Source organism: Siccirubricoccus phaeus (assembly GCF_008360935.1).
In the GTDB taxonomy this organism is placed as follows: Bacteria; Pseudomonadota; Alphaproteobacteria; order Acetobacterales; family Acetobacteraceae; genus Siccirubricoccus; species Siccirubricoccus phaeus.
In genome coordinates this window covers 119,337-143,583 of sequence record NZ_SRXO01000010.1, presented here as the reverse complement: position 1 = coordinate 143,583, position 24,247 = coordinate 119,337, and the positions used below count along the sequence as shown (strand labels likewise).

General features: G+C 71.7%; 19 protein-coding genes and 1 other RNA gene. 10 read left to right on the top strand and 10 right to left on the bottom strand.

Translation table 11 applies throughout. From position 1 onward, the window contains the following. Positions 1–110 precede the first annotated feature (110 nt). Positions 111–3,677: an ABC transporter ATP-binding protein/permease gene (locus tag E5N76_RS15555; RefSeq protein WP_149538233.1), complete on the top strand. Its 3,567-nt coding sequence runs from the start codon at positions 111–113 to the stop codon at positions 3,675–3,677. A 106-nt stretch (positions 3,678–3,783) separates the two neighbouring features. Here the strand turns inward: E5N76_RS15555 and E5N76_RS15550 are convergent, their stop codons facing one another. Further along, positions 3,784–5,028, bottom strand: a complete 1,245-nt coding sequence (locus tag E5N76_RS15550; protein ID WP_149538232.1) for an ABC transporter substrate-binding protein — start codon at positions 5,026–5,028, stop codon at positions 3,784–3,786. Between the two features lie 538 nt (positions 5,029–5,566). Here E5N76_RS15550 and E5N76_RS15545 point away from each other — a divergent pair. Then, the gene (locus E5N76_RS15545; RefSeq protein WP_149538231.1) at positions 5,567–7,687 is read left to right on the top strand and encodes a protein-disulfide reductase DsbD family protein; all 2,121 of its coding nucleotides are present in this window, start codon (positions 5,567–5,569) and stop codon (positions 7,685–7,687) included. Positions 7,688–7,707: 20 nt separating this feature from the next. Further along, positions 7,708–8,367, top strand: coding sequence for a redoxin domain-containing protein (locus tag E5N76_RS15540; RefSeq protein WP_149538230.1), 660 nt, complete (start codon positions 7,708–7,710; stop codon positions 8,365–8,367). A 266-nt stretch (positions 8,368–8,633) separates the two neighbouring features. Here the strand turns inward: E5N76_RS15540 and E5N76_RS15535 are convergent, their stop codons facing one another. Next, positions 8,634–9,551, bottom strand: coding sequence for a LysR family transcriptional regulator (locus E5N76_RS15535; protein ID WP_149538229.1), 918 nt, complete (start codon positions 9,549–9,551; stop codon positions 8,634–8,636). 173 nt (positions 9,552–9,724) lie between these two features. On the opposite strand from E5N76_RS15535, the gene E5N76_RS15530 reads away from it, so the two are divergent. From E5N76_RS15530 to E5N76_RS15520, 3 genes are read left to right on the top strand one after another with little or no spacing between them, the layout of a single operon-like run. Further along, on the top strand, positions 9,725–11,113 hold the full coding sequence (locus E5N76_RS15530) for an MmgE/PrpD family protein (protein ID WP_187830194.1): 1,389 nt from the start codon (positions 9,725–9,727) through the stop codon (positions 11,111–11,113). A 3-nt stretch (positions 11,114–11,116) separates the two neighbouring features. Beyond that, positions 11,117–12,493 carry an MmgE/PrpD family protein gene (locus E5N76_RS15525; protein ID WP_149538227.1) on the top strand — a complete coding sequence of 459 codons (1,377 nt, stop codon included), beginning with the start codon at positions 11,117–11,119 and terminating at the stop codon, positions 12,491–12,493. An 18-nt stretch (positions 12,494–12,511) separates the two neighbouring features. Further along, positions 12,512–13,483 carry a Bug family tripartite tricarboxylate transporter substrate binding protein gene (locus tag E5N76_RS15520; protein ID WP_149538226.1) on the top strand — a complete coding sequence of 324 codons (972 nt, stop codon included), beginning with the start codon at positions 12,512–12,514 and terminating at the stop codon, positions 13,481–13,483. A gap of 322 nt (positions 13,484–13,805) precedes the next feature. On the opposite strand, the gene E5N76_RS15515 is transcribed toward E5N76_RS15520, so the two are convergent. From E5N76_RS15515 to E5N76_RS15485, 7 genes are all read right to left on the bottom strand, one after another. After that, entirely contained in the window at positions 13,806–14,627 is an 822-nt protein-coding gene (locus E5N76_RS15515) for a TIGR00282 family metallophosphoesterase (RefSeq protein WP_149538225.1), read from the bottom strand. Positions 14,628–14,631: 4 nt separating this feature from the next. Continuing rightward, on the bottom strand, positions 14,632–15,249 hold the full coding sequence (locus E5N76_RS15510; protein ID WP_149538224.1) for a 5-formyltetrahydrofolate cyclo-ligase: 618 nt from the start codon (positions 15,247–15,249) through the stop codon (positions 14,632–14,634). 270 nt (positions 15,250–15,519) lie between these two features. Continuing rightward, positions 15,520–15,674, bottom strand: a non-coding RNA gene (gene ssrS / locus E5N76_RS15505) — 6S RNA. 21 nt (positions 15,675–15,695) lie between these two features. After that, entirely contained in the window at positions 15,696–16,058 is a 363-nt protein-coding gene (locus E5N76_RS15500) for a cell division protein ZapA (RefSeq protein WP_149538223.1), read from the bottom strand. Positions 16,059–16,061: 3 nt separating this feature from the next. Then, positions 16,062–16,310 (bottom strand): hypothetical protein, encoded by a 249-nt coding sequence (locus tag E5N76_RS15495; protein ID WP_149538222.1) that lies wholly within the window; start codon positions 16,308–16,310, stop codon positions 16,062–16,064. Between the two features lie 181 nt (positions 16,311–16,491). Continuing rightward, positions 16,492–16,857, bottom strand: a complete 366-nt coding sequence (locus E5N76_RS15490; RefSeq protein WP_149538221.1) for a hypothetical protein — start codon at positions 16,855–16,857, stop codon at positions 16,492–16,494. 110 nt (positions 16,858–16,967) lie between these two features. Further along, positions 16,968–18,878 (bottom strand): potassium transporter Kup, encoded by a 1,911-nt coding sequence (locus tag E5N76_RS15485; protein WP_408021709.1) that lies wholly within the window; start codon positions 18,876–18,878, stop codon positions 16,968–16,970. 230 nt (positions 18,879–19,108) lie between these two features. On the opposite strand from E5N76_RS15485, the gene E5N76_RS15480 reads away from it, so the two are divergent. The 4 genes from E5N76_RS15480 (at position 19,109) to E5N76_RS15465 (ending at position 22,844) form a co-directional block, all read left to right on the top strand. Continuing rightward, on the top strand, positions 19,109–19,792 hold the full coding sequence (locus E5N76_RS15480) for a choice-of-anchor E domain-containing protein (RefSeq protein WP_187830193.1): 684 nt from the start codon (positions 19,109–19,111) through the stop codon (positions 19,790–19,792). Positions 19,793–20,075: 283 nt separating this feature from the next. Next, on the top strand, positions 20,076–21,074 hold the full coding sequence (locus E5N76_RS15475; protein ID WP_149538219.1) for a hypothetical protein: 999 nt from the start codon (positions 20,076–20,078) through the stop codon (positions 21,072–21,074). 315 nt (positions 21,075–21,389) lie between these two features. Beyond that, positions 21,390–21,851 (top strand): hypothetical protein, encoded by a 462-nt coding sequence (locus tag E5N76_RS15470; protein ID WP_149538218.1) that lies wholly within the window; start codon positions 21,390–21,392, stop codon positions 21,849–21,851. A gap of 78 nt (positions 21,852–21,929) precedes the next feature. Further along, entirely contained in the window at positions 21,930–22,844 is a 915-nt protein-coding gene (locus E5N76_RS15465) for a class I fructose-bisphosphate aldolase (protein ID WP_149538217.1), read from the top strand. Positions 22,845–23,270: 426 nt separating this feature from the next. On the opposite strand, the gene E5N76_RS15460 is transcribed toward E5N76_RS15465, so the two are convergent. Next, a complete protein-coding gene (locus E5N76_RS15460; RefSeq protein WP_149538216.1) occupies positions 23,271–24,134 on the bottom strand; it encodes a DMT family transporter in 864 nt (287 codons plus the stop codon). Positions 24,135–24,247: the final 113 nt, after the last annotated feature.

Here is a 24,247-nt window from a genome sequence, read left to right as displayed (position 1 = left end):
CAATATAGCTCAACAGCAGATGAGAATCTTGCATTTGCGGCCCGATGGGCCGCCGCCCAGCATGCGCCTGGCGGCCCCGCGGAGTCGCCGGCGCCAGGAGATTGCGAGGCATGTATTTCGATCTGCGGCTGTGGCGGCTGACGGCAGGGCTGCGGGCCAGCATGCTGGGCGGCGTCGCGCTCGGCCTGCTGGCGCTGGCCGCCGGCATTGCCCGCTTCGCCTTCCTGGGCGTGGCCCTGGCCCGGGTCTTCGCCGACGCCGGGGCGGCGGAGATCGCCTGGCCGCTGACTGGCGCGGTGCTCGCCGTGCTGCTGCGCGCGGCGCTGGACCATGCCCGCACCGTGCAGGCGCATCGCAGCGCGGCGGCGGTGCAGACCAGGCTGCGCGCCGCGCTGTTCGACCGCATCGCGGCGCTCGGCCCGGCCTGGTTCGCCGGCGAGCGCACCGGCGGCGTCATGCTCGCCATGGTCGATGGCGTGGAGCAATTGCAGACCTTCTTCGGCCAGTACCTGCCGCAGCTTGCCATCGCCGCCTGTGCGCCGGTCGCGATCTTCGCCTTCATCGCCTTCTGGGACATGCCGGTGGCGCTGGTGCTGCTTGCCGCCGCGCTGGTGACGCTGGTGCTGCCGGCCCTGGTGCATCGCTGGGACCGGCGCGCCTCGCTGGCGCGGCAGCAGGCCTTCAAGGCCTTCGGCGGCGAGTTCCTGGACGCCGTGCAGGGCCTGCCGACGCTGCAGGCCTTCGGCCAGAGCCGCAGCTACGGCGAGAAGCTGGCCGGGAAGGCGCGGGGGCTCTACCGCAGCACCTTCTGGGTGCTGGCCCTCAGCGTGCTGACGCGTGGCATCACCGATACCGGCATGGCGCTCGGCGCCGCCATCGCCCTCATCCTCGGCGTGCACCGCGTCGGCGCGGGCGAGATGAGCCTGGAGGCGCTGCTGGTGGTGCTGATGGCCGGCACCGAGATCTTCCGGCCGCTGCGCGACCTGCGCTCCGTGCTGCACCAGGGCATGGTCGGCCAGTCCGCCGCCATGGGCATCCACGCGCTGCTGGAGGCGGAGCCGGCCGTGGCGCCGGGCGGCGCGGCGCTGGAGCTGCAGGGCCGGGCCCCGGATATCGCCTTCGACGCCGTGCGCTTCGCCTATCCCGGCGGCCGCGCGCCCGCGCATGACGGGCTGGATTTCGCCATCGCCGGCGGCGAGCGTGTCGGCATCGTGGGGCCGAGCGGCGCCGGCAAATCCTCCATCCTGCGGCTGCTGCTGCGGCAGCACGATCCGCAGGCCGGCCGCATCCTGATCGGCGGGCAGGACATCGCGGGCCTCGACCCGGCGAGCATCGCCGCGCAGGTCGCGATCGTGGCGCAGGATGCCACGCTGTTCCACGGCACGGTGGCGGAGAACCTCCGGCTCGGCCGGCCGAACGCGACCCAGGCGGAGATGGAGGCCGCCTGCCGCGCCGCCAACGCGCATGACTTCATCCTGGCCCTGCCCGGCGGCTATGGCGCGACGATCGGCGAGCGCGGCGCGCGGCTTTCGGGGGGGCAGCGGCAGCGCCTGGCCATCGCCCGCGCCCTGCTGCGCGACGCGCCGATCCTGATCCTGGACGAGGCGCTGTCCGCCGTGGATGCGGAGAACGAGGCGCTGATCCAGCAGGCGCTGGACCGGCTGATGCAGGGCCGCACCACGCTGATCCTGGCGCACCGCCTGTCCAGCGTCATCGGCGCCGACCGCATCCTGGTGCTGGATCGGGGCCGGGTGGTGGAGAGCGGCAGCCATGCCGAGCTGATGCAGCGGGACGGCACCTATCGCCGGCTGATGGGCGCCCAGGCGGCCGAGCGTGGCGGGATGGCGGAGCTGCCGGCACCGGCCGCCCCGGCTTCGCCGAAGCTGCCGGAGGAGGCCGGCGCGCCGCCGCCGGAGTCCATCGCCGAGGCGGCCGCCGCCATCGGCTGGCGGGAGACGCTGGCGAGCCTGGTCCGCTACATCCTGCCCTGGCGCGGCAGGTTCGCGCTGGTGGTGCTGTTCGGCATCGGCCGGGTGGCCGCCTTCGTCGGCGTCGGCGTGCTCGGCGCGCTGCTGATCGCGGCGCTGCGCGAAAGCGCGCCGACCGCCGGCCTCGCCATCGCGCTGCTGATCGCCGCGCCGGTCGCGGGCGGGCTGCACTGGCTGGAATCCTGGCTGGCGCATGACATGGCCTACCGGCTGCTGGCGGAGATGCGCATCGCGCTCTTCGCCCGGCTGGATGCGCTGGGCCCGGCCTATCTGCTGCGCCGCCGTGCCGGGGATCTGGTGAGCCTCGCCACCACGGATGTCGAGACGGTGGAGTATTTCTACGCCCATACCGTCGCGCCCGCCGTGGTGGCGCTGCTGGTGCCGGGGACGGTGCTGCTGGTGCTGGCCCTCATCGCCTGGCCGCTGGCCCTGGCGCTGCTGCCCTTCCTGCTCTTCGCCGCCCTCTCCCCGCTGCGCGGCCGGGCGCGCATCGACCGGCTGGGGGCCGAGGCGCGCGGCGCGCTGGGCGGGCTCGGCGCGCATGTGACGGAGACCATCCAGGGGCTCGGCGACCTGCTGGCCTTCCGCGCCGTGCCGGCGCGGCGGGCGGGCTTTCTCGGCCTGGTCGCCGAGTACCAGCGGCGCCGCCTGGCGTTGCAGGAGGACCAGTCCCGCGCCGCCGCCGGGCTGGAGGTCGCGACCGGCCTCGGCGGCCTCGCCGTGGCGGCGATGGGCGCGACGCTGGTGGCCCAGGGCCAGCTTGCCGCCGGGCTGCTGCCCATGTTCATCCTGATCGCCATCGCCGCCTTTCTGCCGGTCTCGGAAATCGCCCAGGTCGGGCGGCAGCTCGCCGACACCATCGCCTCCACCCGCCGGCTGCGCGTGGTGGAACGGGAGCAGCCGGCGGTCACCGGCGGCACGCGGCTCCCAGCCGCGCGGGAAGGCGGCTCCGAGGTGGCGTTCCAGGCGGTGCGATTCACCTATCCCGGCCGCACCCGCCCGGCGCTGGATGGCGTGACGCTCGCCATCCCGGCCGGCCGCACCGTGGCACTGGTCGGCCCCTCCGGCGCCGGCAAATCCACCGTCGCCAGCCTGCTGCTGCGCTTCTGGGACCCCGATTCCGGTCGTGTCACGCTGGATGGCACGGAGCTGCGCGAGCTGACGCTGGACGGGCTGCGCCGGCACGTGGCGCTGGTGGCGCAGGACACCTACCTGTTCAACGACACGCTGGAGGCGAATATCCGCCTCGCCCGGCCGGAGGCGAGCGCCGCCGATCTTGCCCTGGCGCTGGACCGCGCGGCGCTGGCGGAGTTCGTCGCCAGCCTGCCGGAGGGCCTCGCGACCCGCGTCGGCGAGCGCGGCGTGCAGCTCTCGGGTGGGCAGCGCCAGCGCATCGCCATCGCCCGCGCCTTCCTCAAGGACGCGCCGGTGCTGGTGCTGGATGAGGCGACCTCGCATCTCGACGCGATCAGCGAGGCGCGGGTGCGCGCCGCGCTGGACGCGCTGATGCGCGACCGCACCGTGCTGGTGATCGCGCACCGCCTCTCCACCATCCGCCACGCGGATGCGATCCTGGTGATGCAGGCCGGCCGCGTGGTGGAGGCAGGCTCGCATGCCGAGCTCCTCGCCCGGGGCGGTGCCTATGCCCGCCTGGTCAACTGGCAGATGACGGGCACGGAGGCGGCGTGAAGCCCGTTCAGCCGCGACGCTCCGGCCGGCAGGATGGCGTCGCGGCGGATCGTCAGCCGATCCGCCGCGGCATGGAGAGACCGGTCCCGCGCGGGCTATCCGCCTTTCAGGACTTCGCCATGGCGCACATGCCCTCGGCGATCGGGCGGAAGGAACGCTCCGCCGGGGTCACCGCCAGCACCTTGTACACGTCGCCCGGGCCGCGGCTCTCGGCCGGCGACTTCACCATGAACAGGTAGGTGGGGTGTAGCTTGCGGCCGTCCCGGCGGATGGTGCCCTGGCCGAAGCAGTCATCATCCGTTGCCATCTCCTTCATGGCAGCGACCGTCTCCTTCCCGGAAGCCTTCGCGCGTGCGGGACCCAGCGCCTTGACCGCCTTGAGGTAGTGGACCAGCGCCGAGTAATCGCCCGCATGGTTGTGGCAGGGGAAGGTGTTGGCCGGCAGGTGCGGGCGCAGGCGGTCCATGAAGGCGCGGGTGCGGTCGTTCAGGTCCCAGTAGAAGGTTTCCGTCTGCGTCATGCCCTGCGCCGCCTGCAGCCCGAGCGACATGACGCTGTTGATGTAGCCGGTCAGCCCGACGAAGCGGATGCCGGACCGCATGAGCCCGAATTCCTGCGCCTGCTTGACCGCGTTCACGAAATCCGTGCCGGCGCCGAGGAAGGCGACGACCTTGGCGCGGCTTGCCTGCGCCTGCAGCAGGAAGGCGGAGAAATCGGTCGTCTCCGGGAAGGGATAGCTGACCGCGCCGAGCACCCGGCCGCCGCTCGTCTCCACCGAATGCGTCGTATCGGCCTGCAGCGTGTGGCCGAAGGCGTAGTTCGGCGTGATGAAGAACCAGGTGCCGTAGCCCTGCTTCACCAGCGGCTCGCCCGTGGCGTGGGACAGGCAGTAGGTGTCGTAGGCCCAGTGGATCGCATTCGGGCTGCAATGCTCGGAGGTGAGGGAGGAGGTCGCGGCGGAGGTGTTCAGATGCACCTTGTCCTTCTGCTCGACCACCGCCTTCATGGCGATCGCCAGCGCCGAGTTGCTGACGCCGAGCACCATGTCGACGCCATCCCGGTCGAACCATTGGCGCACGACGGTCAGGCCGACATCGGATTTGTTCTGGTGGTCCGCCACCAGCAGATCGACGGCGATTTCCGGATTGGCGGCCTGGAACTCCCGTATCGCCTGCCGCGCGCAGGCGACGCTGGTCGGGCCGGAGATGTCGCGGTAGGCGCCGGACATGTCCTGCAGCAGGCCGACGCGGATGGTCTCCTCCGGCCGCCTTGGCTGCGCGAGGGCCGGGGCCCCGAGCGAGGCTGCCGCAAACATTCCGGTGCCGAGGACGGCACGGCGACGCAGGATCATTCGCTTCCTCCGATTTCGATGGCTGCCCTGGGCAGCAACGAGGCCGGGAGCATCCCCGGATGTTCGCCCCAGGGCAAGCCGCCGCCAACGGGTTCGTGATCGGCCATAGGGGAAAAGGCCCGGGCTCCTCGCCCGGGAGATGCGGCCCTCGCCCTGCCCGCCGCGGGCCGAAGAAGGTGCGGCCCATGCGTCGCGGCCCGTGCGATGCCCCTTGATCGCCATCGGCGGTAACGGCATGCGCGGCGCGCTCCTCCAACCCCGTCCTTACCGGCAAACCGCCCGCGCTACCGGGGCTGGCGATGGCGGGGCATCCTCGCCGCAGCTTCGCCTCGTCTCGTCCCGCAGGTCGCCCGGTATAGATCGCTTCCACTCCCTCCGCATTTTCCGCTTGGTGGGGGGAAGCTTTTGCACCGGCCGGGGCCCCATCCCATACGCTGGGCATATGGGGCATATACGTCCCTGCCGCGGTGCAAACGCATGGCTGCGACGCCAGATACGCAGGGCTGCCGCCCTGCCCCGGATGGAGGAGGATCCCGCGATGCGTCTCGCCTGGACCCGGATCGCCCTACCGACCCTTGCGGGGCTGTTGGCCCTGCTGCTGTCGCCGGGCGGGGCCGGGGCAATCGAGAGCACCGCCCAGCAGAGCCCCCGCGCCACCGTGACCCTGGTGAGCGAGGCGGCCGCCGTCGCCCCCGGCGAGAGCTTCCGCATCGGGCTGCGGCAGCGCCTGGCGCCGCATTGGCACACCTACTGGACCAATCCGGGCGATGCCGGCACGCCGCCGGAGATCGCCCTGACCTTGCCGGAGGGGGTGACGTCCGGGGAGATCGCCTGGCCCGGGCCGGACCGGCTGCCCTTCGGCCCGCTGGTGAATTTCGGCTACGAGAACGAGATCGTCCTGCCGATGACGGTCACCGTGCCGCCGACCGCGCAGCCCGGCCGGACCCTGCCGATCGAGGCCAGGGCAAGCTGGCTGGTCTGCGAGCGCGAATGCATCCCCGAGGAGGGCAGCTTCCGCATCGAGGTCCCGGTGGAAGCCACCGGCACCCCGGCCGGCGGCGAGATCGCCGCTGCCTTCGCCGCCGCCGATGCCAGGCGGCCGGTGCCCTCGCCCTGGCCGTCCCGGCTGGGCAGCGAGGGCGAGGCGCTGGTGCTGGCGGTGGAGGGCGAGGATATTACGCCGGCCGCGGTGAAGGGCGCCTTCTTCTTCCCCGCCGCCTGGGGGGCGGTGGAGCACGCGGCGCCGCAGGCGCTGCAGGTCGAGAATGGCCGCCTGACCCTCTCCCTGGCCAGGGGGCAGGCGCTGGATGCCTCGGCGCCCCTGGCAGGGCTGCTTGCCGTCTCGGACGGCACCGGCCAGACCCGCTGGCTGGAGCTGGCGCCCCGCCTCGGCCCCCTGCCGGCCGGCGGCGGCGCCGGGGCGGCAGCCCTGGCCCTGCCCTTCTGGCAGGCGGCGCTCTTCGCCTTCCTCGGCGGGCTGATCCTGAACCTGATGCCCTGCGTCTTCCCGGTCCTCGCCATCAAGGCGACCGCCGTGGCCCGCATGTCGGGCGGGGCGCTGCGGCAGGTGCGGCTTTCCGGCCTCTTCTACACCATCGGCGTGCTGGTCGCCTTCACGGCGCTCGCCGCGCTGCTGCTGGCGGTGCGCGCCTCGGGCGCCGCGGTGGGCTGGGGCTTCCAATTCCAGTCGCCGGTCTTCGTCACGCTGATGGTCTGGCTGCTGCTGGCCATCGGGCTGAACCTCTCCGGGGTGTTCGAGGTCGGCCAGTCCCTCAGCGGCACCGGCCAGTCCCTGGCCACGCAGCAGGGCCATGGCGGCAGCTTCTTCACCGGGCTGCTGGCGGTGGTGGTGGCCACGCCCTGCACCGCGCCCTTCATGGGGGCCGCGATCGGCACGGCGCTGGCCGCGCCGCCCGCTTTGGCACTGGCGCTGTTCCTGGCGATGGGGCTGGGCCTGGCGCTGCCTTACGCGCTGCTCGGGATCTTCCCGCGGATCGCCCGGACTCTGCCGCGGCCGGGTGCCTGGATGCTGCGGCTGCGCCAGGGCATGGCCTTCCCGATGTACGCCTCCGCCGCCTGGCTGGTCTGGGTGCTGGTGCAGCAGACCGGGGAGCTCGGCGTGCTGGTGGCGCTGGCCGGCGGGGTGCTGATCGGCCTGGCTGCCTGGCTCTACGGCATCGCGCAGCATAGCGGCGGACGTGCCCTGTTCTCCCGCGGCGCCGCGGCGCTGGCGCTGGCCGGCACCCTTGCCCTGCTGCCGCAGCTCCGCCATGCCGCCGCCCCGGGCGCCCAGGCCGCGTCCACCAGCGGCGCGGAGCCCTTCACCGCAGCGCGCCTCGCCGCGCTGCGGGCGGAAGGCAAGCCGGTCTTCGTCAACATGACGGCGGCCTGGTGCATCACCTGCAAGGTCAATGAACGCGCCGCCCTCGCCACGGCTGGCGTGCAGGCTGCGCTGGCGCAGAACGGCATCACCTATCTGCGCGGCGACTGGACCAACCAGGACCCGCAGATCACCGAATTCCTGCGCGGCTTCGGCCGCGACGGGCTGCCCTTCTACGTCTTCTTTCCCGCCGGGAAGCGCGACCCGGTGGTGCTGCCGCCGGTGCTCACCGAGAGCATCGTGACGGCCGAGCTGACGCGCAACGTCTCGACCCCATGACCGCAGCCGGAGGATCACCGATGACGACACCGACGACCCGCCTTCCCTTCACCGCAAGGCGCCGGGCGCTGCTGCTCGGCGGCGCCGGGCTTGCCGTGGCGCCGGCGCTGCTGCGCGGCCGCCCCGCCCAGGCCGCCCCGGCGATCGGCCAGCCCGCGCCGGCCTTCTCCGCGCAGGACAGCAATGGCCGGACCCAGACGCTGGAAGCGCTGCGCGGCAAGCTGGTGGTCCTGGAATGGACCAACCATGAATGCCCCTTCGTGCAGAAGCACTACCGCTCGAGCAACATGCAGACCTTGCAGCGGGAGGTGACGGGAGCAGGCGCGGCCTGGCTTTCCGTCATCTCCTCCGCGCCTGGCGAGCAGGGCTTCGTCACCCCGGCCCAGGCGAATGAGCTGAGCAGCAGCCGCCAGGCGGTGCCGACGGCGGTGCTGCTGGACCCCGAGGGCAATGTCGGCCGCGCCTATGGCGCGCAGACCACGCCGCACATGTATGTCATCGGCGCCGATGGCAGGCTGCTCTACATGGGCGGGATCGATTCCATCGCCTCCACCAACCTGGCGGATCTGGAGAAGGCGACGCCCTATTTCCGCAACGCCTTCCGCGCCGTGGCCGAGGGCAAGCCGGTGCAGCAGGCGGTGACGCGCCCCTATGGCTGCAGCGTGAAATACGCCGCCTGACCGCCGGGTAGGGTTAGAGCACATTCAAGTCCGGCGGAATCGCCGGACGCCGCGGAAAATGCGACAGAACGAAAAGCCAGAGCAGGTTCACCGAGCGCAGGCTCGGTGAAACCGCTCCAGTGGTCCGATGCCGAATTCCTGCGGACTTCGGCATCGGGCCACCAGCTTTTGTTTTCCGTGGCCTGCTTGTCCGCTGCGTTCGCCCGAAATCCGGCGAACGCAGCGGGCAGGACACCAGCGGCGGTGCCGCCAACCCTACCCGCCCCCTAGTCTGCAGGTCGAACCCTCGGGCCCAAGCCCGTCGTCATGGTAAAGCTGCTGCATTCCGCCGCGACCTCTGCGACCATCGCTCCGAGTGAGCCCTGTCGCTCCACATAGACGGCTCGGTACTCCACATTGGGAAAGTCCGGCCGGGTCGGCACGAGAACCAGTTTACCTTCGTCCAGCTCACGCTGAACCACTTGCAGGGGCAGCAGCGCCACGCCCAGGCCGGCGGTTGCGAGGCGCGCCAGGGTAACGACCGAGTTCGAGGTATGCCGCGGCACCGGGAAGACGTCACCGGCGGCGAACCAGTCCGATATCTGACTGTAGATCGCGGAGTGTTCCGGCCAGGTGATCAGCGGCATCCGCTGCAGGGCCGCCGGCGTAGCCGGTTCGCGGAAGGCGAATGCGCCGGGGGCCGCCATCCAGCCCAGGCGCGTATCGCCCAGCGAGCGCGTGGGATGCACTGTCGCCAGCCGGTAGGAGCCGGCCAGGATAACGTCGAAGCTGCCCTCTTCGAGGCCGCGTGCGAGCTGCGGCGTCAGATCGACATGGGTGTCGATGATCACCTCGGGATGGCGGCTCGCCAGGCGATGCAAGAGGTCGGGCAGCCAGGTGCAGGCGACGATCTCGCTCACGCCAACACTGACCCTGCCGCGCAACCGGTCCTCGCCGCCGGCGCATTGCCGCATCCTCCCCTGCCAGGCGAGGATCCGCTCCGCATAGATCAGGCACTCCCGACCGGCGGCGGTCAGCGCAACGCCCTGAGGGCCACGATCCACCAGACGCGTACCGAGGTCTTCTTCCAACCTTTGCAGCCGTGCGGAGACGCTGGGCTGCGTGGTGTGCAGCTTGCCCGCCACGGCATGGAAGTTCCGCAGCCGCGCCAGCCACACCAGTGTTTCGAGCTGCTGGAAGTTCATCTTCCTGGTCTCCCCGGCGCCGCATGTCACCGATATTGATCATTTTTTCTGATCAAGAAAGATCAGAAATAATAGTTTGTGTCGATCAGCAAAATCCGGAGACTGGCCGTAAGACCAGGGAAGTCACGAGCGTTCCGGTGCTCATGCCTCTCCCCATGAGGAGGGACGCCATAGTGACCACGCTGGATCCGGCGCGGACCATTACCCAATCCCTGGCGGCCTGGTGCGCCGGATTCGCCGCTGCGGATCTGCCGGCAGACCTCCGCCACGCAACCGAGCAGCGGCTGCTGAACGTCATCGGCGTCGCGCTCGCCGCCGGCGCCCGGCCGCAGGGCCAGGTCGCGGCCGAGGCCGCGCTGGCCATGGGCGCGCCGGGCCCATGCCACATCCTCGGCGGGCCGGATGGTACGCTCGCGACCAGCGCCGCCTTCGCCAATGGCAGCATGGCATCGGCCCTGGCCTTCGATGATTCGCAGACCGAGACGCTGATCCACTGCACCTGCACCACCGCCGCCACCGCGCTCGCCCTCGCTGAATGGCGGGGCATCGCGGGGCCCGAGGTGCTGCTGGCGATCGCCCTCGGCAATGAGGCGATCTGCCGCATCGGCGCGGTGGCGCCGGGGCAATTCCACCGCAGCGGGTTCCATCCGACCGGCATCGTCGGGGCCTTTGGCGCCGCCTTCGTCGCCGGCCGGCTGCTCGGCCTCGATGCCGCCGGCCTGGTCCATGCCGCCGGCATCGCCGGCACGCTCGCCTCGGGCAGCAATGAGTGCTGGCGCGACGGGAGCTGGGCGCAGATCGTCGATCCGGGCTGGGCCTCCCAGGCAGGAATCACCGCCGCGGTGCTGGCGGCGAAGGGCTTCTCCGGCCCCGCCGCGGTGCTGGAAGGCAGCTTCGGCCTGTTCCCGAGCCATGTGCAGGATCGCGACTACCGGCTGGACTACGCGCGCGCCACCGCGGCCCTGGGCGAGGTCTGGGAGAGCCGCAACATCGCGATCAAGCCCTATCCGACAGGGCATGTCAGCATCCCCTTCGTGGATTGCGCGCTCGAGCTACATGCGAGGGGCGCCCGGGCGGAGCGGATCCGCCGCGTCACCTGCCATGCGGCGCAATGGATCACGCCCGTGGTCTGCGAGCCGGCGGCGGAGAAGAAGCGGCCCAGCACCGACTGGCACTGCCGTGTGAGCCTGCCCTTCACCGTGGCCGAGACGCTGTTCTTCGGTCGGTTGGAAGCCTCGGCCTACAGCGCGGAGAACCGCGCCAACCCGGCGCTGCTCGCGCTGGCGCAGAAGGTCGAGTACGTCATCGACCCCGATGCGCCGCGCGACGAGCGCTACAAGGGCTGGATCGAGGTCGAGCTCGACGACGGCACGCGGCTGGAGAGCATCCACTTCCACGGCCGCGACGACCACATGCGTGACGACCAGCTGATGGCCAAGTTGCATTCCTGCCTGCGGGGAACGCCCGCCGAGGGCAAGGCGGAGGCGCTGCGCAGCGCGGTCACGGCCTTGGCGCAGGGCGGCGAGGTCGCTGCCATCTTCACCGCTGCGGCGGGGCGCTGAGCCATGACGATGATTTCGCACCGCCTGGCCGCATGGGCCGCCGGCCTGACCTTGGAGGCGTTGCCCGAAGCGGCTCGACAGGCGACGAAGCTCCGCATCCTGGACATCCTCGGCGCCATGCTGGCGGGCAGCGAGACCACGCTCGCCGCGCGGGTCCTCGCCGCGGTGGCCGAGAACGGGGAGGGTGGCACGACGCTCGTCGGCAGCGCGGCGCGAGCTCCGCTCGGCCTGGCGGCGCTGGTCAATGGCACGACAGCGCATGTGCTCGAATACGATGACAGCCATGTCGAGACCGGGGTGCATCCCACCAGCCCCGTGCTGGCCGCAGCGCTCGGCCAGGCGGAGGCGCTGCATCGCTCCGGGCGAGACCTGCTGCTCGCGGTGGCGCTCGGCAATGAGGTGGCATGCCGGCTCGCCTGCGTCGCACCCGGCATGTTCCATCGCCACGGCTTCCATCCCACCGGCGTGTTCGGCATCTTTGGTGCGGTCGCCGCGCTCGCCAGCCTGCAGCGCCAGCCGGCCGCGGTACATGGCAGCGCGCTCGGCCTCGCCGGTAGCATGAGCGCAGCGCTGATGGCGGCGTGGGAGGATGGCAGCGAGAGCAAGTCGCTGCATGCCGGCCTGGCGGCACAGGATGCACTGCAGGCGCTGGCGCTGGCGCGGCACGGCGTCAGCGGCCCCGGCGTGGTGTTCGAGGGGCGCTTCGGCTTCTTCCCCGCCCATGTCCAGGCGCCGGGCTACGCCTTCCGCTGGGAGGCCGCGACCGCCGCGCTGGGCGAGCGCTGGGAGCTGCTGAGCATCGCCGCCAAGGTCTATCCGAACGGCCACTACATCCAGCCCTTCACCGACGCGGCCGAGACGCTGCAGCGGCGCCATCATCTGCGGGCCGAGGAGATCGCCGCGGTGGAGTGCGCGGTGGCCGACTACATGGTGCCGTTGGTCTGCGAGCCGGTGGCCGAGAAGGCGCATCCCAACACGCCCTGGCATGCGCGCTTCAGCCTGCAGCATTCCATCGCCGAGCTGCTGGTCACCGGCCGGCTGGACAAGCGCAGCTACACCGAGGCGACGCTGGCCGACCCGCGCATCGCCGCGCTGCGAGCCCGCATCAACCACCGCGTGGATGAGTACGCCACCGACCGCCGGCGCTGGAGCGGCGACGTGACCATCCGCACCACCGATGGCCGCGTGCTGCACCACCGGGTGGTGGACATGCGCGGCACGCCGGCCAATCCCCTCGGCACCGAGGACATCGTCGCGAAATTCACCGCGAATGCAGCCGGCGTCATCCCCGACGCGGCCGCGGCGCGCTGCATCGAGACCGTGCTGGGCCTGGAGCGGCTGGCGGACACCGCCGCCCTGCTGGCCCTGCTGCGGCCCTGAGCACGGGAGGAAAGAAAAATGCTCCGTCTTGCCCGCAGGCCGCTGCTGCTGGCCGCCATCCTGGCGGCGCCGGCCGTGGCGCGTGCCCAGCCCTACCCGGCCCGGCCGGTGCGCATCATCGTGCCCTTTCCGCCGGGGAATTCCACCGACATCGTCGCGCGCTTCATCGCCGACGCTCTGTCGCAGTCCTGGCCGCAGCGCGTCGTCGTCGAGAACCGCAGCGGCGGCGCCGGGGCCGTGGGCATGGATGCCGGAGCACGCGCGGCGGGGGATGGGTACACCCTGGTCGTCGGCTCCTCCGGCACCCTGGCGGTGAACCCGGCCATCATCCCTAACCTCTCCTACGACGTGCTGCGCGACTTCGCGCCCATCAGCAATCTTGCCACCATGCCGCTGCTGCTGGTGGCGCGCCCTGACTTCCCGGCCCATACCTTGCCCGAACTCCAGGCCCTGGCACGGCAAAGGCCGGGCGAGCTGGGCTACGGCTCGCCGGGACCGGGCACGGCGGGCCACATGGCGGGGGAATACCTGGCGCACCGCGCGGGCATCCGGATGCAGCACGTCCCTTATCGCGGGACCGGCCCGGCATTGGCCGACCTGCTCGGCGGCACCCTGCCGCTGGTCAGCGACAGCCTGGCGAGCGCGCTGCCGCATGTGCGCGACGGCCGGTTGAAGGCCCTTGTCATCACCGGGCGGAACCGCGCGCCGCAATTGCCGGACGTGCCGACCGCGGCCGAGACGCTGGGCGAGTTCGAGGCGGTGGGCTGGATCGGCATGGTCGCGCCGGTCGCCACCCCCGGGCCGCTGGTCAGCCGGATCAATGCGGAGGTGGTGCGCATCCTGCGCGACCCGTCCTCCTCGCAGCGCCTGGAAAGTCTTGGTGGCTCGCCCGATCCGGGGACTCCAGCCGAGTTCGCCGCCTTCATCCGCAGCGAGACGGAGAAATGGCGCGAGGTCGCCCGGATTGCGAATGTCAGGCTTGACAGCTGACCTTCTAGAACAGATCGCCGGAGGGTGGCATCGCCCGAAGGCGTGAATCTGCTCTACAATCCATAAGCTAGAGCGGTTTCGCGCTGCACAGTCAGCGTGAAGCCGCTCTAGAGCGTGATCGGTTGAGGTCGAATCGACTGAAACCGTGAATCACGCTACCGAACAATAAGCTAGAGCGGGGCGGGTGAGCGCAGCTCAACCGATCCCGCTCTAGTGTCCTGCCCGCGAAGTTCGCTGACCCATGGGCCTGAAACCCAGACCGGGGTCCGGGGCCAGGTCCTGGCCCGGCGGGGGTTCGTGGGCGGAGCCCCCGATGTCCGCCCTACCCCACCGGCATCGCCTGGGAAAGCCGCCCGCCCAGCCTTACCGGCTCCACCCGCTTCGCCAGCCCTGTCGCGTCATCCGTCTCCACGAACACGCCGCAGAGCGTCGCCTCGCCTTCCGCCGGCGCCAGCTTCTCCCCCGGCATCTTCCGCCAGAAGCGCAGCGCGGCGCCGCCCTTCTGCATGCCGATGACGCTGTCATAGTCGCCGCACATGCCGGCATCGGTCATGTAGGCGGTGCCGCCGGGCAGGATCTGGTGGTCGGCCGAGGGGGTGTGGGTGTGCGTTCCCACCACCAGGCTCACCATGCCGTCGAAGCTGTGGCCGAAGGCGTATTTCTCGCTGCTCGCCTCGGCATGCACGTCCAGCACCACCGCCTGCACCGTGCCGCCGGCGCCCATGCGGTGCTTCGCCAGCTCCGCCTGCACGGCGCGGAAGGGATCGTCCAGCGGGTCCATGAACAGCCGGCCCATGACGTTCATCACCAGCGCCCGGCGCCCGCCCGCCACCTCCGCCACATAGGCCCCCTGCCCCGGCGTGCCGGGCGGGAAATTGGCCGGGCGGATGACGCGCTTCTCGGTCTCCAGATAGGGGATGATCTCCTTCCGGTCCCAGGCGTGGTTGCCGAGGGTGATGACATCCGCCCCTGCCGCCAGGAAGGCGCGCGCCATGTCCGGCGCCAGGCCGAAGCCGTGCGAGGCGTTCTCGCCATTCACCACCACGAGGTCGGCGGCCAGCGCCGTCCGCAGCGCCGGCAGGCGGGCGGTCAGGGCGTCCCGCCCCGTCCGTCCCACTACATCGCCCAGGAAGAGGATCCGCATCCGGTCAGCCTCCGCACCGGATCAGGCCGGCCTCCGTCAGGATGAAGGGCAAACGCCAGTCCAGCGGCCCGGCCGGCACCTCCGCCACCTCCTGCGCCGCATAGGCAAGGCCGATGGCGAGCGCGCCCGGCAGGGCGGCCAGGGTCCGGTCGTAATAGCCGCCGCCATAGCCCAGCCGCCGCCCGGCACGGTCGAAGGCCAGCAGCGGCACCAGCAGCGCATCGGGGATCACGGGCTCGCCCCCCGCCGGCTGGCGCGTGCCGAAGGGCCCATGCGCCAGGGGATCGCCGAAGCGGAAGCGGCGGAAGGCCAACGGCAGGCCGCGCTTCGGCGTCACCGGCAGGGCCAGGCCATGGCCGCGCGCGGCGAAGGCGCGCAGCAGCGGCCGCGGGTCGATCTCCGGACCCATCGGCCAGAAGCCGGCCACCACCGCGCCCGTCGGCACCAGGCCGGAGTCCAGCAGCGGCGCGACCAGCGCCTCGCCGCGCGCCGGATCGGCGCCTTCGCGCCGCGCCAGTGCCGCGAGCCGCGCCTCCGCCTTCAGGCCGGACAGCAATTCCTCGCAAAGCGGAAAGGGTGCCGCCCCGTCGGCGGCAGGCGGCGGCCCGGCCTCCCCGGTCATCGCGCACGCCCCGGCAGGCAGCGTCCCGGCAGGCAGTTTCCCGGCCGGCGCCGCCCTGCGGACCACCGGCCGCCGCCCCGCCACCCCCGCGCCGCGCCCCGGCCAGCGGCGCCACACCCCGCCACAGCAGCCCGAAGCACCGACACCCAGGCCCGCAGCCCCGACGCGGCACCAGGCACCGCCGCCCCGCTGCGAAGCGCCGCCACAACACAAGGCGCCGCCGCCGCACCGCGAAGCGCCGCCGCAACCATAAATGGAACCGGGGGAAAGTGCGGGGCCACCATGGCCGTTGGCGTCTCATCCTCCCAAGGCCTGCGTGAGCAGGTGGGCACCAGGTACCCGGACCACGATCCGGGCAGAGCCAGTTCCCGGAGGATGCTTATTGGCCCCGGGGATGAAGTGCCTGACGCACCGGGCAGCTCCGCATGACCCATATAGGGTGGGGATCAGCCGCGGTCGAGGGTCTGGGGGTCCAGAGTCTGAGGGTCCGGAGCCTGGGGGTCCAGGGTCCGGGCCAGGCCCTCGATGCGCTCGGCGATGCGACCCAGCCGCTCCGCCAGCAGCGGGTCCGGCGCAGCGACGGGGGCGGTCGGGATGCCGCCGACGGCGCGCAGATCATGCAGCTCATCGGCCAGCAGCAGCGCCACATGCAGCAGCATCCGCGCTTCCGAGAACTGGCCGCCCATGGCGCGGATCAGCCGCACCTTGTCCTCGATCTGGGCGATGAGGCCGGTGACATGCGGCTCCTCACCATCCTTGCAGCCGATGGTGTGCTGGTAGCCATTGACCCGGACGGTAACCTGCCCCACGCGCTACTCCTCTTCCTCCTCGGGCGCGCCGCGCAGCTCCTCGGCAAGCGCAAGGCGCAGCCGGCCGAGCGTTGCATCCAGCCGCTCCGCCAGGATGGCGACCTCCGCCCGGGGGACGGTCTCGGTCCCGGCGGCCAGCCGCTCCTGGCTGGCGGCGAGCAGGGCGGCCAGCTTCTCCACCGCCGCTTCCAGCCGCATCGCCGCCTTGGTCACCGGATCGGTGCTCGCCGGATCACCCGCGCTGTCGCTCATGCCGCTCCTGGCCGAATCGCCCGCCGGCTTTGCCTGGCGCGGCATTCCGGCGCGGCAGCCTTGGCATGCGGGGAGTCCCGGGTCAACGTTCACGCGGGGTGCGGGTCCGGACATTCCAGGGCCGGCGATCCACGGCTTGAGCGTGGCCCGCTCCGGCCTGCGCGCTCAGGCCGGCGGCGGGCTACGCCACCCCTACCACGCGCCAGCCATAGTCGCGCCCATCCGGTTCCTGGATCGTCAGATATTCGCCGGGGCGGATCTGTCCGGGCTGGCGCAGCAGGGCCTGGGGCGCGGCATCCGCCGCCTCCCCAGGCCGGGGCGGGAAGTGCAGGGCCCAGCCGGTATCGGGATCGTGAAGCAGAAGGCCCTGCCGCCACCCCTCCCCGGGCCAGAGGCGGCGGGCCGGCCAGGGCGCCCCGCCCTCCGCCCAGGCGGCGGCGTCCAGCCGCCGGTCGGCGGTCAGCGTCACCTCCAATTCATAGCGATGGCCCGGGCTGCCGCCCGGAAAGCCGGGGCCGGCGGCCAGCACCAGCGTCACCAGGGGCATCGGCCTGTCTCCACCCCCCGCCTGCCGCCAGGATCGGGGCCGTGGCCGAACGCCCGGGACCGGCCCCGGTTCGGCGCCGCGCCCGAGGGCCGGCCCGCCCGGCCGGCGGCTCAGATCGCCACCCGGACGCCCAGCTCCACCACCCGGTCGGAGGGGATGCGGAAGAATTCGGTGGCCGGCACGGCGTTGCGCGACATCAGGGTGAACAGCCATTGCCGCCAGCGCGACATCTTCGGCACCACCGCCTGCACCAGCGTCTCCCGCCCCAGGAAATAGCTGCTCTGCATCGCCTCGAACTGCACCCCCTCGGCGCGCAGCGCTTCCAGCTCCCGCGGGATGTTCGGGCTTTCCTGGAAGCCGTAGCGGAGGATGACGCGGTGGATGTCCGGCGCCAGCTCCGAGACCTCCCGCCGCTTCACATCCGCCACCTGCGGCACGTCCTCGTTCAGCACGGTGACGAACAGCACCCGCTCATGCAGCACCTTGTTGTGCTTGAGGTTGTGCAGCAGCGCCCCGGGGACGAGGTCGGCCTGGCCGGTCATGAAGACGGCGATGCCGGGGACGCGGATGGTGCGGCTCTGCGGCAGCCGGGCGAGGAAGGATTTCAGCGGCAGGCTGTCCTGCCGGAAGCGGGCGAAGAGGAGCTGGCGGCCGCGATACCAGGTGGTCATCAGCAGCATCAGCAGCGCGCCGAGGATCAGCGGCACATAGCCGCCATCCGGGATCTTCAGGACATTGGCGATGAAGAATACCAGGTCGAGCGCGAAGAGCGGCACGAACACCGCCAGGGTGAGCAGGACCGACCAGCGGAACTGCCGGCGGAAGACCAGGAAGGCGAGGCAGGAGGTGCAGAGGAAGGTGCCGGTGACGGCGATGCCGTAGGCCGCCGCCAGGCTGTCCGAGCTGTGGAACTCCATCACCAGGATGACGACGCCGATGAGCAGGGCGAAATTCACCTGGGGCATGTAGATCTGCCCCTCCGCCGTCTCGCTGGTGTGCCGCACCTCCAGTCGCGGGGAGAAGCCGAGCTGGACGCATTGCCGGGCGATGGAATAGGCGCCGGAGATCATCGCCTGGCTGGCGATGATGGTGGCCGCCGTCGCCAGCACCACCATGGGCAGCCGCGCCCAGTCCGGCGCCAGCAGGAAGAAGGGATTCTCCAGCGCCGCCGGGTTGGAGAGCAGCAGCGCCCCCTGGCCGAAATAGTTCAGCGCCAGGGCGGGCAGGACGAAGCCGAGCCAGGCGGTCTGGATCGGCCGCTTGCCGAAATGGCCCATATCGGCATAGAGGGCCTCCGCCCCGGTCACGGCCAGCACCACGCTGCCCATCGCGACGAAGGCGGCCAGCCGGTACACCGCGCAGAAATGGAGGGCGTAGGTGGGGGAGAGGGCGACGAGCACCGCCGGCTCCCGCACGATCTCGATGAGGCCGAGCAGGCCGATGCTGGCGAACCAGAGGGCGCAGACCGGCCCGAACACCGCCCCGACGCTGCCGGTGCCGCGGTACTGCACCAGGAAGAGGCCGAGCAGGATGAGCAGGGAGAGGGGGATCACCGCCTCCTCGAAGGCCGGGGAGACGACCTTCAGCCCCTCCACCGCCGAGAGCACGGAGATGGCCGGGGTGATGATGCCGTCGCCGAAGAAGAGGCAGGCGCCGGCCATGCCGACCAGCGCCACCAGCCAGCGCCCCCGCTCCGTGGCGCAGCTTCGCTGGGCAAGGGCCATGAGCGCCAGGATGCCGCCCTCGCCCCGGTTGTCGGCGCGGAGGATGACGACGACGTATTTCACCGTGACGGTGAGGACGAGGGACCAGAAGATCAGGCTGAGCAGCCCGAGCACCTCCCAGCGCTCCACCCCATCCGCCGAGAAATGCAGGACCGAGGCCTTCAGGGCGTAGAGCGGGCTGGTGCCGATATCGCCATAGACCACGCCGAGCACGCCGAGGATGAGGGCGGGGGTGAGAGGCCGGCGGTCGGCGGGGGCGTGGGAATCGGACAAGGTGACGTGGCCCTGGGCCGGAATGCGGCACGGATAAGGCGGGGGGCGGCGGGAAGGCAAGGGGTGGGGCGGCGGGCGGTCCGTGAGCGGAAAGAGTCGGTGGATTTTACACCTTGTCCGGCTGGCATTTTCCGGAGTCAGCGAGATCAAGGGTTTAGGGTGCTGGCACGGGAGTTGCGAGAGTTGGGGCGAAGCGCCGCTCCTGGAAAAAACCGGTGCGAGGCCTGCAACAGACCCTCGGTAAGGAAACCACCGTGCGTAACATCACCCTCGCCGCCGCCGTTCTCGGTGTCGCCCTGAGCATCGGTTCCGCCAAGGCCGCAGTGCTCACCTACAGCGATACCGTGCCCACCCAGCTCACCAATTTCGACAGCGCCTTCAGCCTGCCGCTGTTCGACGCGGTGGCGAATAACGGCACTCTGACTTCGGTGAAATTCACCCTGTCGGGCGTTGCGACCGGCAGCATCTCCTTCGAGAATTTCGCTGCCAGCTCGGCCACCATCACCACCCAGCTCTCGGCGGTGCTGACCCTGTCCCGCCCGGGCGGCGGCGCCACGATCGTCATCACCACGCCGATCGCCAATAACAGCGACAGCGTCACCTCCTTCGACGGGACCATCGATTTCGGCGGCACCTCCGGCCGCACCTATAGCGGCATCAACGCCTCCGACAGCGACGAGGCCACGCTGACGGACGGGGTCGACCTGGCGCTGTTCACCGGCACCGGCAGCATCCTGCTACCGATTTCGGCGGTCGCCAATTCCAGCGCCACCGGCAGCGGGAACATCATCAACCAGTTCAACACCAATGCGGGCGCCACCGTCACGGTGGAATACACCTACACCCCGAATGTGGTGGTGCCGGAGCCGCTCGGCCTCTCCCTGCTCGGCGCCGGCCTGCTCGGCCTCGGCATCGTGCGGGCCCGCCGGAAGGCCTGAGGCAGGCTTACCAGCACCAGGCGCGTCGCAGGCAACGGACCCCGGGGGATCTCCCCCGGGGTTTCGCGTTTCGGCCGGGACTGGCGCCGGGCGAAATACGTCGGAAAATTTTACAGCCCCGGCTGGCCAGCCACCCCCACGGAGGCCGGCGCGGCAAGGTCCCGCCTACCATGGCGCTGCGCCGCCCGTTGCGGCCCGGCGTGGCCGCCCCGCCGGTTTCGGACAGCGCAACCCTTCCTTCACCCGGACATGCTTCCTTGGCCGGTGAAGGGAATCCGCGCCGGTGTCCGAACTCACGCTCGAGGCTGCGCCGCCTGATCCCGGCGGTAACGCCGCCGGCGCGACGCCGCGCGGCCCCCTGGTCCGGCTGAAGGCACGGGCCGCGCGGCTCCGCGCCGCCTTCGCCGCCACCCGGCCACCGCCGGAGGACCCCGCCCCGCCCCCGCCCCCCCTGGCCCCGCGGGAGGAATTGCCGCCCCCGCCGGAAGATGCCGCCACCACCCCGGAAAGCGGGCTGGTCATGGCCCGGGCGGATTGGGCCGATAAATTATGGGATGCCGGCTTCTGCAGCCCGGGCGGGGCGCAGGAGGCGCTGCGCCTCTCCAGCCTGCTGCCGCTCTCCCCCGCCACCACCCTGCTGATGATGGGGCAGGATTCCGGCGGCGCCGCCGCCGCCATCGCCAGCCGGCGCGGCTGCTGGATCGCCTTCCACCAGCATGACCGGGCGGTGGCGGCCTTCATGGCCTCCCGCCTCAGCGGCTTCGGCAAGCGCATCGCGGTGCAGCCCTGGACGCCGGAGAAACCCGCCTTCCGGGCCAATTTCCACCACCATGCGCTGGGGCTGGAACCGCTGCTGACGCAGCCGCGGCCAGGCCCCTTCTGCGAGGCGGTAGGTATGGCGATAAAATCCGGCGGGCAGTTCGTTCTGGTGGAGGTGGTGCAGACCATGGCCGGCGGCCCGGACCGCGATCTCGACCGCTGGCTGGAACTGGAAGGCCGCCGCGGCCCGCCGCCGCCACGGGCCGCGGTGGAGGCGGCCCTGCAAGAGGCCGGATTCCAGGTGCATGTGGCGAAGGAGGACAGCCAGCGCCACTGCGCCGGCATCCTGGAGGGCTTCGCCCGGCTGGTGCCGGCGCTGCGCGACAACCGGCCGAAAGGGGCGGAAAGCATCCAGGCCCTGCTGGCGGAAAGCGAGGCCTGGCTGCTGCGGCACCGGCTGATCAGCACCGGCCGCCTGGCGCTGCTGCGCTGGCACGCCAGCCGGCGGATTTCGGTGCGGTAAGGGGCTCCGCCCCCGGCCCCCCCGGCAGGGGGCGCTGCCCCCTGCACCCCCGCCGGTGGTTGCCGGCAGTGCCGGCAACCCCCTCACCGGACCTCGGTCCGAGTTTCGGCCCGACGGTTGAACCTCCGGACTCGGAGCCCGCATCAACAGGGCCCTGGCAATGGATTGGCGTGGGGGATCGGCGAGGGATTTCGCGTCCCTGGCGGGGGGCGCAGGCAGCCGATGCTGGTGGCTTCGACCTGCCGAGGGGAAAAGCCCCGCCAGGACAGGCCGGGACCCTTTGGCGACAGGCTCTCGGGGCAGGAGCCCCGATTCTTGCCCCAGCCCCGCGGCACCGGCATCCTGCCCCCCATGCCCCTCGCCCTGCCCCCGGCCGTGGTGGTGCATGCAACCGCGGAGGCCGCGGCGGCGCTGGCCCATGCCGGGCCGGCGGGCGCTACGCTGCTTTCGGCCCCCGGCGCCGCGGGCAGCCTGGGCCCCGCCTGGTTCCTGGCGCTGGTCGCCGGCGCGGCGGCGGCGCATCCCGCCGTGCCGCACCTCGCCCTGCTGGATTGCGCGGAAGCGCCCGGCCAGGCCCTGGCCGCCCTCCGCGCCGGGCTGCCCGCCCTGGTGCTGGACCCCACCTGCGCCGCCTTCCCCGCCCTGGCGGCGGCCGCCGCCGAATGCGGCGCCCTGCTGCTGCCGGAACGCCCTTCCGCCCTCGATCTCGGCCGGCTGGATTTGCGCCGGCCGGGGGGGCGCGGCCTCCTCGCGCAATGGTTGGTTCGGGGCCGGTGACTCCGGCGCGGCCCCACGCTAATTCAACACACGCCAATTCAACAGAGCAAACCCCTCGCCAGGAAAGGGTCTCCCCCAATGCAGCTCACGCCCAAGGTGAAAGAAATCCTCTCCTGGTATGAGAGCGACAATCCGGGGACCAAGGCCAACCTCGCCCGCATCCTGATGGAAGGGAAGCTGGGCGGCACCGGCAAGATGGTCATCCTGCCGGTGGACCAGGGCTTCGAGCACGGCCCGGCCCGCTCCTTCGCGCCGAATCCGGCCGGCTACGATCCGCGCTACATGTTCGAGCTGGCGATCGAGGCCGGGCTGAACGCCTATGCCGCCCCGCTCGGCATGATCGAGGCCGGCGCCGCCACCTATGCCGGCGCCATCCCGACCATCCTGAAGGTCAACTCCTCCAACTCCCTGTCCACCACCAAGGACCAGGCGGTGACGGCGAGCGTTTCCGACGCGCTGCGCCTCGGCTGCTCGGCCATCGGCTTCACCATCTATCCCAGCAGCGAATATCAGTTCGAGATGATGGAGGAGCTGCGCGAGCTGGCGGAGGAGGCGAAGGCCGCCGGCCTGGCCGTGGTGGTCTGGAGCTATCCGCGCGGCCCGATGCTGGACAAGGTGGGCGAGACCGCGCTCGACATCTGCGCCTATGCCGCGCACATGGCGGCGCTGCTCGGCGCCCATATCATCAAGGTGAAGCCGCCGACCTCGGCGATCAGCCTGGAGGCGGCGAAACCTACCTACCAGAAGAACCCGGTCCAGGTGGACGACGCGGCGAAGCGCATCGCCCATGTGGTGCAGGCCTGCTTCGGCGGCCGCCGGCTGGTGGTGTTCTCCGGCGGCGAGGCGAAGGGCAATGACGCCCTCCTGGCCGAGGTGAAGGCCATCCACCAGGGCGGCGGCAACGGCTCCATCATCGGCCGCAATGCCTTCCAGCGCAGCAAGCAGGATGCGCTAGCGCTGCTGGAAAGCATCATCGCGGTCTATCAGGGCTGACGTGCCCCGGGACCTCGCGGTGCGACGCCGCGGGGACCCCCGGATGAGGCCGGCGATCGGCGTCTCCCACAGCCTGCCGCGGCGAAGCCACAGGCTGTGAGCGCCCGGTCGGCGGCGAGTGCCTCTCGCCCGGCGCACCGTGCCTGAAGCGTCGGAAGCGCAGCGGCTTCGGGCAGAATGACGGCGTGGACGGTGCCGCCACCCTCGGCACCCGGCGCGCCACCCAGGCGGAGCTGGCCGCCGGCGGGGCGAAGCGGGCCGGGCTGTCCGACCCTTTGGCGTGGGGGGAGGCGGGGTCGGCAGCCGTGCCGGATGTCTACCCTTATGTCGGGCGGCAGCAGCGCATTGCGGCGATGTCCCTTGGCCGGTGGATAGGATGGCCCGGGGCACCGGCCGAAGCCGGCAGGCCCGGCCGGGCGGCGGCGCTCAACGCCGGGCGCGGAACAGCACCGCCAGCCCCGCCAGGGTCACCAGCCCGCCCGCCACATCCGTCCACGCCAAAGTCTCCCCCAGCAGCGCCCACCCGAACATGGCGGCAAGCGGTGGCGCCAGCAGTTGCAGCGCCGCGGCGGTGGCCGGCGGCAGGCGCCGCAGCATCACGAAGTAGAGCGCATACCCCCCGACCCCCACCACCACGACGCCATAGGCGAGGGAGAGCACCAGGGTCAGGCTGGGCGCGGCGGGCAGGCCCGGCTCCAGCCACCAGGCCAGCAGCAGCAGGGTGAGGGCGGAGGCGGTGGTCTGGCCGGCATTGGCGGTCCAGGCATCCACCCGCGCCCGCGCCGGGGCGAAGCAGAGCAGCCCGACCGCCTGGCTCAGCGCGCCGGTGAGGGCCAGCAGCACGGCCCAGGCCTCCGCTGCGTGGAAGCTGCCCAGGCCGCGCCCGGCGCCGAGGATAACGACGCCGAGCCAGCCCAGCACCAGCCCCGCCCAGGCCCGCCCCGGCACGCGCTGGCCGAGCACCAGCCCTTCCCCCGCCGCGACGAAGAGCGGCGCGGTGGAGGAGAGCAGCGCGACCAGGCCGGAAGGCAGCACGGTGGAGGCGATCCAGGCCGGCGCCAGATAGCCTGCCGTGCCGAAGACGCCCATGGCGAGGATGCGCCAGCGATCCCCCCTGGCCGGCCAGCGCACCCCGCGCAGGGCGAGCACCACGAAGAGCACCGGCGCCACCAGCGCGAAGCGCAGCGCGACGCCCCACAGCGCCGGCCATTCCGGCACTACCCCCTTGATCGCGGTGAAGGCCGAGGCCCAGATCGCGACGAAGAGGAGTCCGAGCCCTACTCCACCCAAGGCGCTGGCTCCCGGAAGGGGGACGAGCCATAGGCGATGAGGTGGGGAAAGGCCATGGGGGCTTCGCCCCCACGGCCCCACCAGGCTCTGCCCCTGGACCCCGCCGGGGGGAA